Origin of the sequence: Streptomyces sp. NPDC049813 (assembly GCF_044465085.1) — a bacterium.
Taxonomy (GTDB): domain Bacteria; phylum Actinomycetota; class Actinomycetes; order Streptomycetales; family Streptomycetaceae; genus Streptomyces.
This window is the reverse complement of the sequence record NZ_JBITLI010000002.1, coordinates 1-16,181: the sequence shown is the minus strand read 5'-3', so window position 1 is coordinate 16,181 and position 16,181 is coordinate 1. Positions and strand designations below refer to the sequence as shown.

The following is a 16,181-nucleotide window of genomic DNA, read 5'->3' as shown; positions in this document are numbered from 1 at the left end:
CCGGAGAACCCCCGACGGGATTCCGCGCACCGCCCCCAGGGGGAGCCGGGTCACCCCTTGACGGCACCCTGCATGATGCCGCCGACGATCTGCTTGCCGAACAGCAGGAACGCGATGAGCAGCGGCAGCGTCCCGAGCAGCGCACCGGCCATGATGACCGAGTCGTCGGGGATGTAGCCGGTGCCCAGGGCGTTGAGGGCGACCTGGACCGTCGGGTTCTCCTGGTTCAGGGCGATGATCGGCCACAGGAAGTCGTTCCAGGCCATGACGAACGTCAGCAGCCCGAGCACGGCCATGGCGGGCCGCGCCGCCGGGAAGACGACGTGCCAGACCACCCGCAAACTGCTCGCGCCGTCCACCCGAGCCGCCTCGATCAGCTCGGTCGGCAGCGCCTGCACCAGGTACTGCCGCATGAAGAACGTGCCGAAGGCGCTGACCAGGGTCGGCAGGATGACGGTCTGCAGCTGGTTGGCCCAGCCCAGGTCCGACATCCACAGGTACAGCGGGACGACGGCGAGCTGCGGCGGCACCATCATCGTGCCGATGGTCGCCATCAGCAGCACGCTGGAGAACCGGAACTTCAGTTTGGCGAAGGCGAACCCGGCCAGCGTCGAGAAGAGCACGGTGCCGACCGTGATGCAGGACGCCACGAGGATGGTGTTCCACATCGCGGTGCCCATGCCGGCCTGGTTCCAGGCCGTCTCCAGGTTCTTGAACAGGTTGCCGCCGAACCAGAAGGGCGGCGGCGTCTGCGCGAGCCGCGCGTTGGTGCGCGAGGCCGCGATCGTCGTCCACAGCAGTGGCGCGAGCGAGACCACGGCGAACAGGACCAGGACGACGTAGGTGACGGGCCCCGCGTGCAGCTGCTTGCCCGCGCCCATGATCCGCCGGCGCCGGACCGGCCCGGCGTCGGGGCCCTGCACCGCCTGGGCCGGGGGCGTCACATCACTGATGGTGGTCATTGGGTCTTCCTCAGCCGTCGGGTGACCAGCAGGTTGATCGCGGCGATGACCAACAGGATCAGGAACATCGACCAGGCGATCGCGGACGCCTTGCCGAGGTTGCCGACGATCCAGCCCTGGTCGTACATGTACAGGCCGAGCGTCTGGTACTGGTGCTCGGACCCGCCCTTGGTGCCGCTGACCCCGCCGAACAGCAGGGGCTCACCGAAGAGTTGCGTCGCACCGATCGTGGAGACGACCACGGTGAACAGGATGGTCGGCCGCAGCATGGGGATGGTCACGTGCCGGAACTGGTTCCAGCGGTTCGCGCCGTCCAGCGCCGCCGACTCGTAGAGGTCCGCCGGGATGGCCTGCATGGCGGCGAGGTAGATCAGCGCGTTGTACCCGGTCCACCGCCAGATGACGATGGAGGAGACCGCGAACTGCGAACCCCAGTCGGACTCGCGCCAGTTGACCGGGTCGATGCCGATCAGGTCGAGCGCCCAGTTGATCATCCCGTTCTCGGGCGAGAACAGCAGCACGAAGACGAGCGTCGCCGCCGCCACCGAGGTCGCGTAGGGAGTCAGCATGATCACGCGCCACACGGTGGAGCCGCGCAGCCGGTAGTTGAGCATGTGCGCGAGCCAGATCGCCACGACCAGCTGCGGCACGGTCGACAGGACGCCGATGCTGAACGTGTTCTGCAGGGCGTTCCAGAAGAAGTCCGACGTGAAGAGGTTGGTGTAGTTGTCCAGGCCCGCCCAGGTCTGGTGGTCCAGGGACGACAGCTGCACGTTGTGCAGCGAGTACCAGGCGGTGTAGAGCAGCGGCACCAGCGAGAAGGCGCCGAAGATGATGAAGAAGGGGGAGATGAACGCGTACGGGGACGCCTTCATGTCCCAGCGGTACAGCCGGCTGCGCCAGGAGGAGCCCGGGGAGCCCGGGGAGGAAGTACCCCGCGGCGTACCGCGGCCTTGAGCGCCCCGGGCCGTGCCCGGCTCCTTCGCGGAGCCGGGCACGGCGTCGGCGCTCGACGCGGAGTGCGCGAGAGCCTGTTCGGAGCTGGTCACTGGCCGAGCACGTCCTTGACTTCCTTGGTGGCCGCGTCCCAGCCCTGGGCCGGGGACTTGCCCTTCTGCTCGACCTGGAGGATGCCGGTGTCGGTGATCGCGGTGAGGATCGGCTGGTCCTTGGCACCGTGGTACGCCGTCGGGATCGTCTTGGCGGCGTCGGTGAAGATCTGCGTCATCGGCGCGTTCGAGAAGTAGGCCGTGGTCTCGGGCGACATCTTCAGGTCGCCGTAGGCGTCACTGCGCGAGGGGAAGCTGGCCTGCTTGGCGAAGACCTTGTCCTGCTGCTCCGGGTCGGTCAGCCACTTGGCCAGCGCGATGGCCTCCTTCTGGTGCTTGCTCGCCTTCGGCACACCGATGAACGAGCCGCCCCAGTTGCCGGCGACGGGCGCGGGCGCCACGTCCCACTTGCCCTTGCCGGCCTCACCGGACTTCTCCTGGATGTAGCCGATCATCCACGGCGGGCAGGCCACGGTGGCGAAGGTGCCGTTCGCGTACCCCTGGTCCCACGGCTTGTCGAACTGCTTCAGCTTCGCCGACATGTTGGAGGTCGCCGCCTGCATGGCGTCGTTCCAGGCCCGCTTGACGCCCTCGGACTTGTCCCAGACGACGTTGCCGTCCTTGTCGTAGTACTGCGTGGTCTCGCTGCTGATCGCCGAGTTGTAGACGGAGGCCGCGGAGTCCACGAACTTGGTGCCGCTGGGCGCCTTCTTCATGTACTGCTTGCCGAGGTCGACGTACTTGCTCCAGTCGCCCTTCCACAGCTTGGCCAGCTCATCGCGGTCGGTGGGCAGACCGGCCTTCTCGAAGAGGTCCTTGCGGTAGCACAGGGCCATCGGGCCGATGTCCGTACCGAGGGCGATCGTCTTGCCGTCCTTGGTGGTGGCCTGGGCGTTCTTGAAGTCCAGCCACTTGGACTTGTCGACTTCCTTGCCGATGTCGATGAACTTGTCGGCCTGGGTCTGCACGGCCTCGGTGATGTTGCCGATCTCGATGGCCTGGACGTCGTCGGTACCGGAACCGGCCTGCAGGCGGGTGAGCGTCTTGGGCCAGTACACGTCGGTACGGGTGGTGACGTTCTCCTTGATCGTGATGTCCGGGTGCAGCTTCATGTACTCGTCGTAGAGGCCGGCCTGCTTGTAACCGAAGGTGCCGAAGGTGCCGACCGTCAGCGTGGTGCCGCCCTTGCCGCCGGCACCCCCGCCCGAGGCATCGTCGGAACCGCCGTCGTCGCTCGCGCATCCGGCAAGCAGCCCTGTGGCCATGGCGGCGACGACCGCGAAGGTCATCGCGCGTCGGGACGTACGGGCAGTGCGCATTTGCGTCCTCCAAGTGCTCTGTTGCTCTGACGTGCCGATCCCGGCCAACGGCCTTGCGGGGCCCGTTCGTTCTCTTGCGGCTCGGGCGGGAAACGTGCGGCTTCTGTATGCGTCCACTAGGGTGGGAGCGCTCCCATGTGTGATGTGTTGAAGGGTCGTCGCTCGGCCCGGGGGTGTCAAGAGACTCGGCAGCGACAACTTGCCGCGGTTATCGGGCTGTTAGATTCCGCGGAGGACTGAGGGAGGTAGGAGTCATGGCGGCTCGCGGCACTCACGGCAGGCGTCCCACCCTCGAGGAGGTCGCGGCCCGGGCAGGCGTGGGCCGGGGTACGGTCTCGCGCGTCATCAACGGATCACCGCGGGTCAGCGACCGCACCCGGGCCGCGGTCGAGGAGGCGGTCGCCGAACTCGGCTACGTGCCGAACACGGCGGCCCGCGCCCTCGCGGCCAATCGCACGGACTCCATCGCGGTGGTTGTTCCGGAGGCCGAGTCGCGGTTCTTCTCCGAGCCGTACTTCTCCGGCATGGTCGGCGGCGTCGGCGTCGCCCTGGCCGAGTCCAACCTCCAGCTGCTGCTGACCTTCGCCCGCGGCGAGCGCGAGCAGGACCGGCTGGCCGCGTACCTCGCCGCGCACCGCGTCGACGGCGTGCTGCTGGTCTCCGTGCACGCCGACGACCCGCTCGCGGACCGGCTGCTCCAGATGGACATCCCGACGGTGATCAGCGGCCCGCGCTCGGCCGACGAGCCGCTGCCCTCGGTCGACACCGACAACTTCGCGGGCGCCCGCTCCGCCGTCGGGCACCTGACGTCGCGCGGGCGCCGCTCCGTGGCGGTCATCACCGGCCCGCTCGACGTGTACGGGGCGCAGCGCCGCCTCGCCGGGTACGAGAGCCAGCTGGCCGCGGACGGCATGGCGTACGACGAGAAGCTGGTGGCGTACGGAGACTTCACCGAGGAGGGGGGCCGGCGCTGCATGGCCGAGCTGCTGGAGCGCAGCCCCGGGCTCGACGCGGTCTTCGCCTGCTCCGACCTGATGGCGTCCGGCGCCCGCCAGGTGCTGCGCGAGGCCGGCCGCCGCATCCCGGACGACGTCGCCCTGGTCGGCTTCGACGACTCGGTGATCGCCCGCCACATGGAGCCGGGCCTGACCAGCGTGCGCCAGCCGACGCGGGACATGGGCCGGGCGATGACGCAGCTCCTCCTCGACGAGATCGCGCTGGCGGCGGACGGCAAGCGGTCCTCCGCGCGGCGGGGGGCGGAGCGGCATGTGGTGCTGCCGACGGAGCTGGTGGTGCGGGCGTCTTCTTGAGGGGGGCTTTGGGGTACCCCGGGGCGTGAGAGTTCGGCGGGGTGACGCTGTTGGTCGCCGCCCGGCGTTGGGGCCTCCGCTCCTAAGGGGCGGGCGACCGCAGCGAGCGCGGCCACGCCGCGGCCGGCACGTCGACGCGCGCGGTTCCCGCTTCGCGATCTCGTACGAGTGGGTGGCGGCGCCCCTTTCCGACGCGCCGCCGTCCGTTCGCCCGTACCCGGCAATGGTGGGGGTGTGGGAGGCGTGCGGCGGCCGCCCGGGGTGCAGGCCCCGAGCGGCCACCCGGACCCGCCGCGGAGGATGCGTGATGAGCAAGCGGCGGGAGCTTGTTCAGTCGGCCTGCGACTCGCCCTTGCGTCGCGGCCAGCTGACGCCCGGCCGGATGCCGGACGAGTTCGTCACGCCTGCGTAGAAGTTCTTGTGGTCGTCGTTGTGGTCCGGGCGCCGGGTGCAGCGCAGCAGGCTCTGCGGCTCGCGGATGTAGCAGACGTGCCGCATGGGTACGAACTCGGCGGTCAGAGTCTTCGCCCATCGGCCCACGCGCGCCGCATCTCAGCGGAGCCAGGGCAGTATTGGCCACCTTCCACACACCCTGAGCAGCTGGCGACATGGTTTATCAGCTGGTTGTAGACAGTGAGCACCGCGCACTGCGGGCACGCCCGCGGGAAGATCCTTCGTCCTGCCTCGTCGTCCCGTTCGCCGAGGTTCACGCTGGCCCGCCCCATGAGGGACAGACCGCACCACGTGCAGTCCCGGCCGCACAACTCGGCCTCGGTCAAATCGATGCTCGGCGGCACGAGAACGGGTTGCACGTCCAGGCCGGCGGCTTTGGGGCTGGTCATCAGAAGGCCTCCGAGGGGGCGGCCGGAGGGACCGACGCCGCGGCGAAATGGGCGGGTTCCCGGGGATGCGGTGTCGGTGGGGCCATGACCGGGACCGTACGACGCCAGGCCCGGCAATTGTTGATCGATTGCGCAAGATTGCGAATCCGAATGGGCCAGTTGCTCGGGTTGCTCAGGAAAGGTCGAGCGAAGCGCGGGCCCGGCCGATCAAGTGCCGGGCAATCGGCCCTTGCTCAGCTGACTCGACGAGCCAGTCCCATGCCCGCTCGTACAAACGGAGATCGTCGTCCGCGCTGAGCCACAGCTCCTCGGTGATCGTCTCGACGATGACCTGCCGCCGGTCATAGATCCAGAAGGAGTGCGCCGGGGTCCGCCGCAGCTCCGCGCCGAAAGGGATGACGGCCAGTTCCACCTGCGGCATGCCTACCACCCCGTACAACCGGTCGAGCTGCGCGGCCATCACGTCATTCGCGCACGACCGGTGGTAGAGCGCCGCCTCGCACAACAGGAACCGGAACGACTTGCCGGGTTCGTACAGGGCCTCCTGCCTGCGCATCCGGGTGGCGACGGCCTTCTCCGTCGTAGCCGGAATCTCGCGGAACGCAGCGTTCGACTCGAAGATGGCGCGGGCGTACGCAGGGGTCTGCAACAGGCCCGGGATGCGGGCCACCTCGAACGCGCGGATCAGCCGCGTCGCCTCGGTCTCGCGGATCGCCAGTTTTTGGCGCTCGGCGTGGCCGCCTGCCAGCTGCCGGCGCCACGTGCGGTGCTTCAGCTCGACGCCCGCCCGCAGCCCTTGGAGTTCCGGCTCGACATCGGGGCGGCCCACGGCCGCGGCCCACACGGTGATGTCGGACGCGGTCGCGGTCTGCTTGCCGTTCTGGAGGCGGCTCACCTTCGACGGTTGCCAGCCGAGCTTGGCCGCGATGGCCTTTCCTTCCAGGCTCGCCTCGGCGCGCAGCTCGGACAGGCGCGCGCCGAGGATCTGCCGGGCTTCTTGGAAGTCACTCACGCACTGGAACGTACCCCGCGCTGAAACTCGCTGGTAGGCACCGCGTGGTGCCAGGCCGTGTCGCGGGCCTGGCAGGCGGCCAGGACGTCGGTGGGGTCCTCGGTGACGTACACACCGAGGGTGGTGTCCTTCTCATCGAACGCGAAGCGGACCAGGGTCCTGGAGTCGAACAGCCAGAAGTCGAAGTCTGGCAACCGCAGTTCCCGGGCCCGGGCCCGGGTGAGGTTCCGGATGTCCTCACCTGCTGCCACGTTTCCGAGCCCGCCGGCGAGGAGGAACTCCTGCCCCTGCGTCGCGGGCTCGTCGACGATCCGTACCCGCTCGAACCGCTTGCCTGCGGCGACCTGAGCGCGGACATTCTCACGCCAGGCGTTGTCCGGGTCGGCGGCGATGTCCTCACCTGCGAGCCAACGCGCCCACCTCGTGCTGTTGCGGTCGGAGGCGTAACCGCCGCGGGTCTCCAGGCGCCAGGCAGTGTGCCGGAAGCCGCGGAACAGGTGGCTGACCTCTTTGAAGGGCACCAGCTCCGGAGCTGCGGTTCGCGGCGCATACTGGGTGAGGAGCGAGCGAGGGACGCGGACGAACGACTCGGACGGTTTCACGTCGCGCAGTTGGACCAGGTGGGCGGGGTCGGTCTCGACGTCCCCCTGGACGAGGATCTCGTCCGTCTCGGAAATCTCATACAGGGTGGGGCAGTCGCCGTCGTCGCTGGTGGTGCCGAGGAACCGCAGCGTCATGTCGTCCTCCGTCAGCGAGTGTTGGACGATCAGCATGTCCCACATTGACGAGCCGCCGTGCGCTCATTGCGCGGAATTGCAAATCCCCTCGCGGCAGGCACGATTGCTCGCAACCAGGCATGCCAATGGCGCCGCAGCCGTGCGGCGGCTGTGCGGCCTGACCGGGCCCCACGCCGCACAGCCGCCCGCCTCGCAGGCGTCCGCCCGTCGCGCTCTGCGTCGATCTTGGGGCACCGCCTGGCCACGGCCTCGGCCACGACAAAGGCCCGACCCGCTTTCGCAGGTCGGGCCTTGATCATTCAGGGTGAGTGACGGGACTTGAACCCGCGGCCACCTGGACCACAACCAGGTGCTCTACCAACTGAGCTACACCCACCATGTCCGGTCTTCTGTCGCTCTTCCGACCGGCCGAGAAAAAGTGTACAGGGTCCGAAGGGGTGCTCGCGCACCCCTTTTCGGGACCCCGTACGGATGGACGGGGGACGGGCCCCAGAGGGGCTACTGCGCAGGCAGGACGTGCTTCGCGGCGATCGTCTTCGCCGTGTCGGAGTCGGGTCCGGGCTGCGGGACGAAGATCGCCTCGCGGTAGTAGCGCAGCTCGGCGATGGACTCGCGGATGTCGGCGAGCGCCCGGTGGTTGCCGTTCTTCTCCGGACTGTTGAAGTACGCCCTCGGGTACCAGCGCCGGGCCAGTTCCTTGACCGAGGACACATCGACGATCCGGTAGTGGAGGTACTCCTCCAGCGTCGCCATGTCACGCAGCAGGAAGCCGCGGTCGGTGCCGACCGAGTTCCCGCAGAGCGGGGCCTTGCCCGCATCCTTGACGTGCTCACGTACATAGGAGAGGACCTGCGCCTCGGCGTCGGCGAGCGTCGTACCGCCCGCCAGTTCGTCGAGGAGCCCCGAGGCGGTGTGCATGTTCCGCACCACCTCGGGCATCGTCTCCAGGGCCTCGTCCGGCGGGCGGATCACGATGTCCACACCGTCGCCGAGTACGTTCAGCTCCGAATCGGTGACCAGTGCGGCCACCTCGATGAGCGCGTCGTTCGCCAGCGAGAGTCCGGTCATCTCGCAGTCGATCCACACCATGCGATCGTTCATGCGACCAACCCTACGGGTCGGACCTTCCCGCTGGCAGACGACGGTCGTCAGCTTCCTTGCCGCCCTACGCGTCCCGCGGCTTCCTACGGAGCCGAGCGCGGCCCGGGCAGGCTCGCGCGGCCCTGTGCGAACACCTCGGCGGCCTGCTTGACGCCCTCCGCGTGCCCCGCCGGGCCCGTCTGCATCGAGGCCGCGGGCGCGCCCAGCGTGTGCGCGGCGGCCGCGGTCCGCCGGGACTGCGCGGGCACCGGCCCGGGCCCCGCGGTCTCGGGACCCGGCACCGCGGCGAGGTCCAGGGACCGGTCCGCCTTGACGGCGGCCCCGGAGTCGCCCGCCTGCGGCCGGCGCGCACGGTACGCCGCCCGGTACGCGGCCGGGGACGAGCCCAGCTGGCGCCGGAAGTGTCCGCGCAGCGCGACCGGCGAGCGGAAGCCGCAGCGCCCGGCGACCTCGTCGACCGAGTAGTCGGAGGTCTCCAGGAGCCGCTGGGCCTGCAGCACCCGCTGCGTGATCAGCCACTGCAGCGGGGCGGACCCCGTCAGCGACCGGAAGCGGCGGTCGAAGGTGCGGCGGCTCATGTAGGCGCGGGCGGCCAGCGTCTCCACGTCGAACTGCTCGTGTAAATGCTCCAGGGCCCAGGCGACGACCTCGGCCAGCGGGTCGGCGCCGATCTCCTCGGGCAGCGACCGGTCGAGGTAGCGCTCCTGGCCGCCGCTGCGGCGCGGCGGGACCACCAGGCGGCGGGCGAGCGCCCCGGCCGCCTCGTTGCCGTGGTCCGTGCGCACGATGTGCAGGCACAGGTCGATACCGGCCGCGGTGCCGGCGCTCGTCAGGACGTCCCCGTCGTCCACGAAGAGCTCGCGCGGGTCCACGTGGACCGACGGATAGCGCTTGGCGAGCGTCGGGGCGTACATCCAGTGCGTGGTGGCGGGCCGGCCGTCGAGCAGGCCGGCCGCGGCGAGCACGAACGCGCCGGTGCACAGGCCGACGATGCGCGCGCCCTCCTCGTGGGCGCGCCGGATCGCGTCCAGCGCCTCCTCCGGCGGCGGCGAGGTGATCGACCGCCAGGCCGGCACGACGACCGTGCCCGCCCGCGAGATCGCCTCCAGGCCGTGCGGCGCGGTGAGTTCGAGGCCGCCGGTGGTCCGCAGCGGCCCCTCTTCGCCGGCGCACACGAGCAACCGGTACCGGGGAACTCCCGCGTCCTGGCGGTCGATCCCGAACACGGAGAGCGGAATGGAACTCTCGAAGATGGGTCCGCCGCTGAACAGCAGCACCGCGACGATCTCTCGTCGGCGGCGCCCCGCCAGCTTGCGAGCCGCCGCCTCCGGCGCGGTGGTGGAGTCGTGGCTCATCCTGCTAAGCCCCCCTCGGTGATCGCGGCTCCCTCAATACTTTGACGGGCTGTTCGCTCCTGCACGTTTCCCCTCGGTCCTGCACGAAGTCCCCCGCCGCCTACAGATCAGACAGTCATGATCGAATCTACTGTGTCCCGTGGTGCCGTCGTGACCAGTTAAAGACCTGGCACATTGTCGACATGGCAACGTGGCGTGAAGCAGTCGATCACGAAGCGTCGCACTCGTGGGCGTCGCTGGGAAGTACGCCTCGACCCAGTGGCCGGTCCCCGTATGGCGCAACAGCCCTCCATGGCCCTTTCCGCCCTGCTGGAACGGGGGTTGGAGGGGCGCCGGGGCAAGGGTGGTGCCCCGCAGTGAAGTTGGCTGAAAATATACGGAGCGCGACCCGCGCGCGGTCATTCCACCGGCGCACTCCGGTCCACTCGGCGACCCCCCGCGCGCGCCCCCGGACCGCCCCGTCCGTGACGCCCACGATGGGGGCAACACTGTTCACTGTGCAACTGTGCTGCGCCACGTTCCGAACGGCGCAGCAGCAACCGGCAGGCCGCGGTGACGGCGGCGAGCCCCAGCGCGCAGCCCGCGGCGCCGGCCGCCGAGGTGCCGTACCAGACGAGGACGACCGGTACCAGGACGCAACTGAAGGCCGCCCAGCGGACGACGTCCCCCACCCCGTCCGCCGCCGGGACGGGGGGCGCGGCGGGTCCTGTCGGCGCGCCGGCGTGCGGTTCGGGCGCCGGCGCGGGCGCCGGAACGGCGCGGCGTACCGGGGTGGCGTGGTCGGCGGCGTGGTGCGCAGGGGTCGGTCCGGGCACGGGGTGCTCCCTGTTCCATCGGTTCGGGAGTTCAACGCACGGCACCCGCCCCGGTCACTCGGCCAGGCCCGGACAGCCGCCACAAGAGTGCGCAAAACGCCTGTACGGGGCAGCAACCATTGCCATACGGGCGGGGCCTCGTGCATGCTCCCCTGAACGCTGCGGAGCGTGACCCACCAGCAGGCCGGGAGCAGGCCTGTCGCCAGGCCCGCGACTGGGCGGAGGAGGAGTGTCGCCGTACCCTTGGGGGTATCAGGTGGGGAAGATGATTCCCGGACACCGCTCCGCCGAGTCCGTTGTCGTCCCCTCACCCAGAGGCCCACGAGGTACACGCCGAGACACTCATGGCCGGTCACGAGATTCCTGAACCCGCGGACCGCAAGCGGCAGGTCGCCGACCCCACGGTGACCCCCCGAGCGGCGGAAGAGACACGTCACGCCTGTGATCCCGCTTTCCGGCACGGTGTCGTCGTCGGCTTCGACGGCTCGACGTCGAGCGAGCGCGCGCTGGCCTACGCGATCGGCATGGCCCACCGCTCGGGCTCCGGCCTGATCATCGTGCATGTGGCCAACCGGCTGCCGACCACGGTGTGGGCCGGCTGCGAGCCGCCCGTCTTCGTCGACGTACCGGACCACCGCACCGAGGTGCTCGGTCTCGAACTGGCCTGTGCGGAGTACCTCGCCGAGGTGCCCTGGATCCTCGTCGAGCGCGGCGGCGACATCTGCCACGAGCTGGAGGAGGTCGGGCGGGAGTACTCCGCGGACGCCATCGTCGTCGGGTCGACGCACGGGCTCGTCGGGCGGATCTTCGGCTCGGTCGCGGGGCGGCTCGCCCGGCGGGCACAGCGGCCCGTCATCGTCATTCCCTGACGGCACCCCACGAGGCGGACGCGGCCGGTGCGACCTGCGTCAACTCTTGTACGGGCCACCCGAGTCGGCCCGACCATCGCCCGTCACCGAACCGCCGAACCTACCCGCGCGTAGAGGTGCCGCGGGCCCCCGCGCCGGGTACGTACCGGTCACCGGACGCCCGGGCCGGGGTAATGGGCGACCCCGGCCCCGCGGGGACGGGTCCTCCGCGCAGGGTGGCGCGCGGCGGGCCCGTTCGTCCGGCCTCCGTCCGTCAGGGAGTCACGCCGCGAGCCACTCCACGAGCCACGCCGCGAGTCACGCGGTGAGTCACTCCACCGTCACGGACTTCGCGAGGTTGCGCGGCTTGTCGATGTCGCGGCCGAGGGCCAACGCCGTGTGGTAGGCGAGCAGTTGGAGCGGGATGCCCAGGAGGATCGGGTCGAGCTCGTCCTCGTTCTTCGGCACGACGATGGTGCGGTCGGCCTTCTCCTGCTCCTGGTGCGCCACCGCCAGGATCCGGCCGGAACGCGCCTTGATCTCTTCCAGCGCGGCGCGGTTCTTCTCGAGCAGGTCGTCGTCGGGGACGATCGCGACCGTGGGGAGCGCGGGCTCGATCAGGGCGAGCGGGCCGTGCTTCAGCTCGGAGGCCGGGTAGGCCTCGGCGTGGATGTACGAGACCTCCTTGAGCTTCAGGGACGCCTCGCGGGCCACCGGGTAGCCCCGGACGCGGCCGATGAACATCATCGAGCGGGCGTCCGCGTACTCCTCGGCGATCTTCTTGATCTCCGCCTCCTGCTCCAGGATCGCGGTGATCTGCGCGGGCAGCTTGCGCAGCCCCTCGATGATCCGCTTGCCGTCGGCGACGGACAGGTCGCGGATGCGGCCCAGGTGCAGGGCGAGCAGCGCGAAGGCGACCGTGGTGTTGGTGAAGCACTTGGTGGAGACGACGCAGACCTCGGGGCCCGCGTGCACGTAGACGCCGGCGTCGGACTCGCGGGCGATGGCCGAGCCGACCACGTTCACCACGCCGAAGACCCGCGCGCCCTTCCGCTTCAGCTCCTGGACGGCGGCGAGCACGTCGTAGGTCTCACCGGACTGGGAGACGGCGATGTAGAGGGTGTCGGGGTCGACGACCGCGTTGCGGTAGCGGAACTCGGAGGCGGGCTCGGCGTCCGCGGGGATGCGGGCCAGCTCCTCGATCATCTGCGCGCCGATCAGGCCCGCGTGGTACGAGGTGCCGCAGCCGAGGATCTTCACGCGGCGCACGGTGCGCGCCTCGCGGGCGTCCAGGTTCAGGCCGCCCAGGTGCACGGTGGAGAAGCGGTCGTCGATGCGGCCGCGCAGCACGCGGTCCACGGCGTCGGCCTGCTCGAAGATCTCCTTGTGCATGTACGTGTCGTGGCCGCCCATGTCGTAGGAGGCGGCCTCGTACTCGACCGTGGTCGGGGACGCGGTGGTGCGGGTGCCCTCGGTCGTGTACGTGCGGAAGTCGTCGGCCTTGAGGGTGGCCATCTCGCCGTCGTCGAGCGTGACGACCTGGCGGGTGTGCGAGACGAGGGCGGCGATGTCCGAGGCGACGAACATCTCCTTGTCGCCGATGCCGAGGACGACCGGCGAGCCGTTGCGGGCCACCACGATGCGGTCGGGGAAGTCCGCGTGCACGACCGCGATGCCGTACGTGCCCTCGACCAGGCGCAGCGCGTCGCGGACCTTGTCCTCCAGATCCGTCGCCCGCGAACGGGCGACGAGGTGGGTGAGGACCTCGGTGTCGGTCTCGGAGAGGAAGGTGACGCCCTCGGCGACCAGCTTGGCGCGCAGCTCGGCGGCGTTGTCGATGATGCCGTTGTGGACGACGGCGACCTTGTCGTCGCCCGACATGTGCGGGTGCGCGTTCTCGTCGGAGGGGGCGCCGTGGGTGGCCCAGCGGGTGTGGGCGATGCCGGTGGTGCCCTTGAAGCGCGCCGGGACCTTCGCCTCCAGGTCGCGGACCCGGCCCTTGGCCTTGACCATCTTCAGGCCGGCCGCCTTGGGGCTGGTGATCACGATGCCCGCGGAGTCGTAGCCGCGGTACTCCAGGCGCTGGAGCCCCTCCAGGAGGAGCGGCGCCACGTCACGCCTGCCGATGTAACCGACGATTCCGCACATAGGTAAGAAGGGTCCCCTCTGGTGGTGGATCTGTTCCGTGCCGGGCGCGCCGGTCAGCCGTAGACGATGCGGCGCAGCTGCCGCTGCGAGAGCTCGGGCGGCGCCACCGCCCGGTACCGCAGCTCCGCGGTGATCTGTTCGAAGATCGCCGCGTTCACAAGGCCGGCGCTCTGCAGCTCCCGGTGGCGCCGGCGGACGAAGTCCTGGGCCGACTCGTCGAAGTAGGCGAGCACGTCCTGGACGACCCGCAGCGCCTCGCCCCTGCCCAGGGACGTGCTGCGGGTCAGATGGTCGACCAGTTCCTCGTGCACCCGGTCGATCCTGGGGGACCGGCGGGTCTTTCGCAAGAAATCTGCCCGATATCGGGCAGGAACCGGCACGAGCGGCCGAATCGCGGGAGGCTTGGCCGGAATATGGGCAGGGCTTGGAAGGTGTTATGCCGGTTGTTCCGGCCGCGTTCATCCGGCGTACCCGGGTGGGATGGGTGCCCCCAGCAACTTTCAGGCCATGGACATTCCACGCATGGGCGTACCCGACGAGCTGGCCGACCGGAGCCTGGCCGAGCAGCACGAATACCTGCGCAGCAGGTTCTCCCGCCGCACGATGATGCGCGGCGGCGCCGTCACCCTCGGCGCGGTCGCCGGCGGCGTCTTCGTGCCGGGTGCCGCGCACGCCGCGACCCCGGCCGCGTCGGCGGCCTCCGCGGCCACCACGACGTCGCACGAGCACGTCGACGGCGCGCTCGTCGCCCCCTTCGGCCGCCACCTCTCCTACGGGAGCGACCCGCGCACCCAGATGACGGTGTCCTGGCAGGTGCCGGTCGCCGTCAAGAACCCGTACATCCGCATCGGCGCGCACGCCGGTGACCTGTCGCGGAAGAACCCGGCCGAGGTCCGCGCGCTGTACACGCCGGCCGGCGTCGGTACGAGCGCCGACCACACCCAGTACTACGTGCACGCCGAGCTGACCCACCTCAAGCCCGGCAAGACGTACTACTACGGCGTCGGGCACCAGGGCTTCGACCCCGCGTCCCCGAAGTTCGCCGGGACCGTCGGCACCTTCACCACCGCGCCCTCGCGCGCGGAGCGCTTCACCTTCACCGCCTTCGGCGACCAGGGCGTCAGCTACCACGCCCTCGCCAACGACAGCCTGATCCTCGCCCAGGGCCCCTCGTTCCACCTGCACGCCGGTGACATCGCCTACGCGGACCCCTCGGGCTCGGGGCAGACCACGGACACGTTCGACGCGCGGACCTGGGACCAGTTCCTCGCCCAGACCGAGTCGGTCGCCAAGACCGTGCCGTGGATGGTCAGTTACGGCAACCACGACATGGAGGCCTGGTACGCGCCGCACGGCTACGGCGGCCAGGAGGCCCGTTTCGTGCCGCCGCGCAACGGCCCGGACCCGAGGAACCTGCCGAGCGTCTACTCCTTCGTGCACGGCAACACGGCGGTCATCTCGCTCGACGCCAACGACGTGTCCTGGGAGATCCCGGCCAACCTCGGCCTCTCCGGCGGCACGCAGACCAAGTGGTTCGAGGCGCAGCTGAAGAAGTTCCGGGCGCACGGCTCCGGCATCGACTTCGTCGTCGTCTTCTTCCACCACTGCGCCTACTGCACCGCCACCGCGCACGCCTCGGAGGGGGGCGTGCGCAAGGAATGGGTGCCGCTGTTCGAGAAGTACACCGTGGACCTCGTCATCAACGGCCACAACCACGTGTACGAGCGCTCCGACGTGCTCAAGGGCGAGAAGGTCACCAAGGAGCTGCCGATCGGCGGCACCGCGTACCCGGAGACCGACGGGGTCGTCTACGTGACGGCGGGCGCGGCCGGCAAGAGCCTGTACGCGTTCCCGGTCGCCGACACGTACCAGGGGCACGAGAAGGAGGTCGACCCGTTCGCGTCGTACGTGACGCAGGCCGACGGCAGCAAGAAGGCGGTGACCGTGGACTGGTCCCGGGTGCGGTACACCGACTACTCGTTCCTGCGGGTCGACGTGGAGCCCGCGCCGGTCGGCCGGACCGCCAGGCTGACGGTGCGGGGCATCGCGGAGACGGGTGAGGAGGTCGACCGCTTCGTGGTGGCCCGCAAGGTGCGCTAGACGCTGGCCGCTGGGGTCGGGGCCGGGGTCTCGGTCGCCGAGGTCGTCCAGCCCCGCCTGGGCGCGGCCCACGGGGCTCCGCCCCGGACCCCGCCCCGGGAGAGGCCAGCCCACTCAGGGGCGCGGGGAACTGCGCGCTCGGCCCCCACCGGGCCGAGGACGGCGAACGACACGGGGCTCCGCCCCGGACCCCGCTCCTCAAGCGCCGGAGGGGCTGCACTTTCGGCCCCTGGGAGAGGCCAGCCCACTCAGGGGCGCGGGGAACTGCGCGCTCGGCCCCCACCGGCGCGAGGACGGCGAACGACACGGGGCTCCGCCCCGGACCCCGCTCCTCAAGCGCCGGAGGGGCTGCATTTTCGGCCCCTGGGAGAGGCCAGCCCAGCCAGGGGCGCGGGGAACTGCGCGCTCAGCCCCCACCGGCGCGAGGACGGCGAACGACACGGGGCTCCGCCCCGGACCCCGCTCCTCAAGCGCCGGAGGGGCTGCACTTTCGGCCCCTGGGAGAGGCCAGCCCAGCCAGGGGCGCGGGGAACTGCGCGCTCAGCCCCCACCGGCGCGAGGACGGCGAACGACACGGGGCTCC

The 16,181-nt window shown here is 70.4% G+C and carries 13 protein-coding genes and 1 tRNA gene; 3 read left to right on the top strand and 11 right to left on the bottom strand.

Annotated elements, in window-relative coordinates:
* Positions 1–50 precede the first annotated feature (50 nt).
* From ACIBW6_RS04140 to ACIBW6_RS04130, 3 genes are read right to left on the bottom strand one after another with little or no spacing between them, the layout of a single operon-like run.
* Positions 51–962, bottom strand: a complete 912-nt coding sequence (locus ACIBW6_RS04140) for a carbohydrate ABC transporter permease (RefSeq protein WP_399056451.1) — start codon at positions 960–962, stop codon at positions 51–53.
* The gene (locus ACIBW6_RS04135; RefSeq protein ID WP_399056449.1) at positions 959–2,011 is read right to left on the bottom strand and encodes a carbohydrate ABC transporter permease; all 1,053 of its coding nucleotides are present in this window, start codon (positions 2,009–2,011) and stop codon (positions 959–961) included. Before ACIBW6_RS04135 ends, ACIBW6_RS04140 begins: the two co-directional genes overlap by 4 nt.
* Positions 2,008–3,330, bottom strand: a complete 1,323-nt coding sequence (locus tag ACIBW6_RS04130) for an ABC transporter substrate-binding protein (RefSeq protein ID WP_399056447.1) — start codon at positions 3,328–3,330, stop codon at positions 2,008–2,010. Before ACIBW6_RS04130 ends, ACIBW6_RS04135 begins: the two co-directional genes overlap by 4 nt.
* 254 nt (positions 3,331–3,584) lie before the next feature.
* On the opposite strand from ACIBW6_RS04130, the gene ACIBW6_RS04125 reads away from it, so the two are divergent.
* Positions 3,585–4,640, top strand: coding sequence for a LacI family DNA-binding transcriptional regulator (locus ACIBW6_RS04125; protein WP_399056445.1), 1,056 nt, complete (start codon positions 3,585–3,587; stop codon positions 4,638–4,640).
* A 330-nt stretch (positions 4,641–4,970) separates the two neighbouring features.
* Here ACIBW6_RS04125 and ACIBW6_RS04120 read toward each other — a convergent pair whose 3' ends face one another.
* From ACIBW6_RS04120 to ACIBW6_RS04095, 6 genes are all read right to left on the bottom strand, one after another.
* The gene (locus ACIBW6_RS04120; RefSeq protein WP_399056442.1) at positions 4,971–5,180 is read right to left on the bottom strand and encodes a hypothetical protein; all 210 of its coding nucleotides are present in this window, start codon (positions 5,178–5,180) and stop codon (positions 4,971–4,973) included.
* A gap of 474 nt (positions 5,181–5,654) precedes the next feature.
* Entirely contained in the window at positions 5,655–6,494 is an 840-nt protein-coding gene (locus ACIBW6_RS04115) for a helix-turn-helix domain-containing protein (protein WP_399056440.1), read from the bottom strand.
* The gene (locus ACIBW6_RS04110) at positions 6,491–7,231 is read right to left on the bottom strand and encodes a DUF6879 family protein (protein WP_399057640.1); all 741 of its coding nucleotides are present in this window, start codon (positions 7,229–7,231) and stop codon (positions 6,491–6,493) included. Before ACIBW6_RS04110 ends, ACIBW6_RS04115 begins: the two co-directional genes overlap by 4 nt.
* Before the next feature lie 303 nt (positions 7,232–7,534).
* Positions 7,535–7,607 (bottom strand) — tRNA-His (locus ACIBW6_RS04105).
* A gap of 122 nt (positions 7,608–7,729) precedes the next feature.
* Entirely contained in the window at positions 7,730–8,332 is a 603-nt protein-coding gene (gene orn, locus ACIBW6_RS04100) for an oligoribonuclease (RefSeq protein WP_399056438.1), read from the bottom strand.
* An 83-nt stretch (positions 8,333–8,415) separates the two neighbouring features.
* Positions 8,416–9,687, bottom strand: a complete 1,272-nt coding sequence (locus ACIBW6_RS04095) for a helix-turn-helix domain-containing protein (RefSeq protein WP_399056436.1) — start codon at positions 9,685–9,687, stop codon at positions 8,416–8,418.
* 1,159 nt (positions 9,688–10,846) lie between these two features.
* On the opposite strand from ACIBW6_RS04095, the gene ACIBW6_RS04090 reads away from it, so the two are divergent.
* The gene (locus ACIBW6_RS04090; protein WP_399056434.1) at positions 10,847–11,371 is read left to right on the top strand and encodes a universal stress protein; all 525 of its coding nucleotides are present in this window, start codon (positions 10,847–10,849) and stop codon (positions 11,369–11,371) included.
* A 309-nt stretch (positions 11,372–11,680) separates the two neighbouring features.
* On the opposite strand, the gene glmS is transcribed toward ACIBW6_RS04090, so the two are convergent.
* Positions 11,681–13,498 carry a glutamine--fructose-6-phosphate transaminase (isomerizing) gene (gene glmS / locus ACIBW6_RS04085; protein WP_399056431.1) on the bottom strand — a complete coding sequence of 606 codons (1,818 nt, stop codon included), beginning with the start codon at positions 13,496–13,498 and terminating at the stop codon, positions 11,681–11,683.
* Between the two features lie 53 nt (positions 13,499–13,551).
* Complete coding sequence (locus tag ACIBW6_RS04080; protein ID WP_399056429.1) at positions 13,552–13,809, bottom strand: hypothetical protein; 258 nt, start codon at positions 13,807–13,809, stop codon at positions 13,552–13,554.
* Between the two features lie 196 nt (positions 13,810–14,005).
* On the opposite strand from ACIBW6_RS04080, the gene ACIBW6_RS04075 reads away from it, so the two are divergent.
* Positions 14,006–15,598 carry a purple acid phosphatase family protein gene (locus tag ACIBW6_RS04075; RefSeq protein WP_399056427.1) on the top strand — a complete coding sequence of 531 codons (1,593 nt, stop codon included), beginning with the start codon at positions 14,006–14,008 and terminating at the stop codon, positions 15,596–15,598.
* Positions 15,599–16,181: the final 583 nt, after the last annotated feature.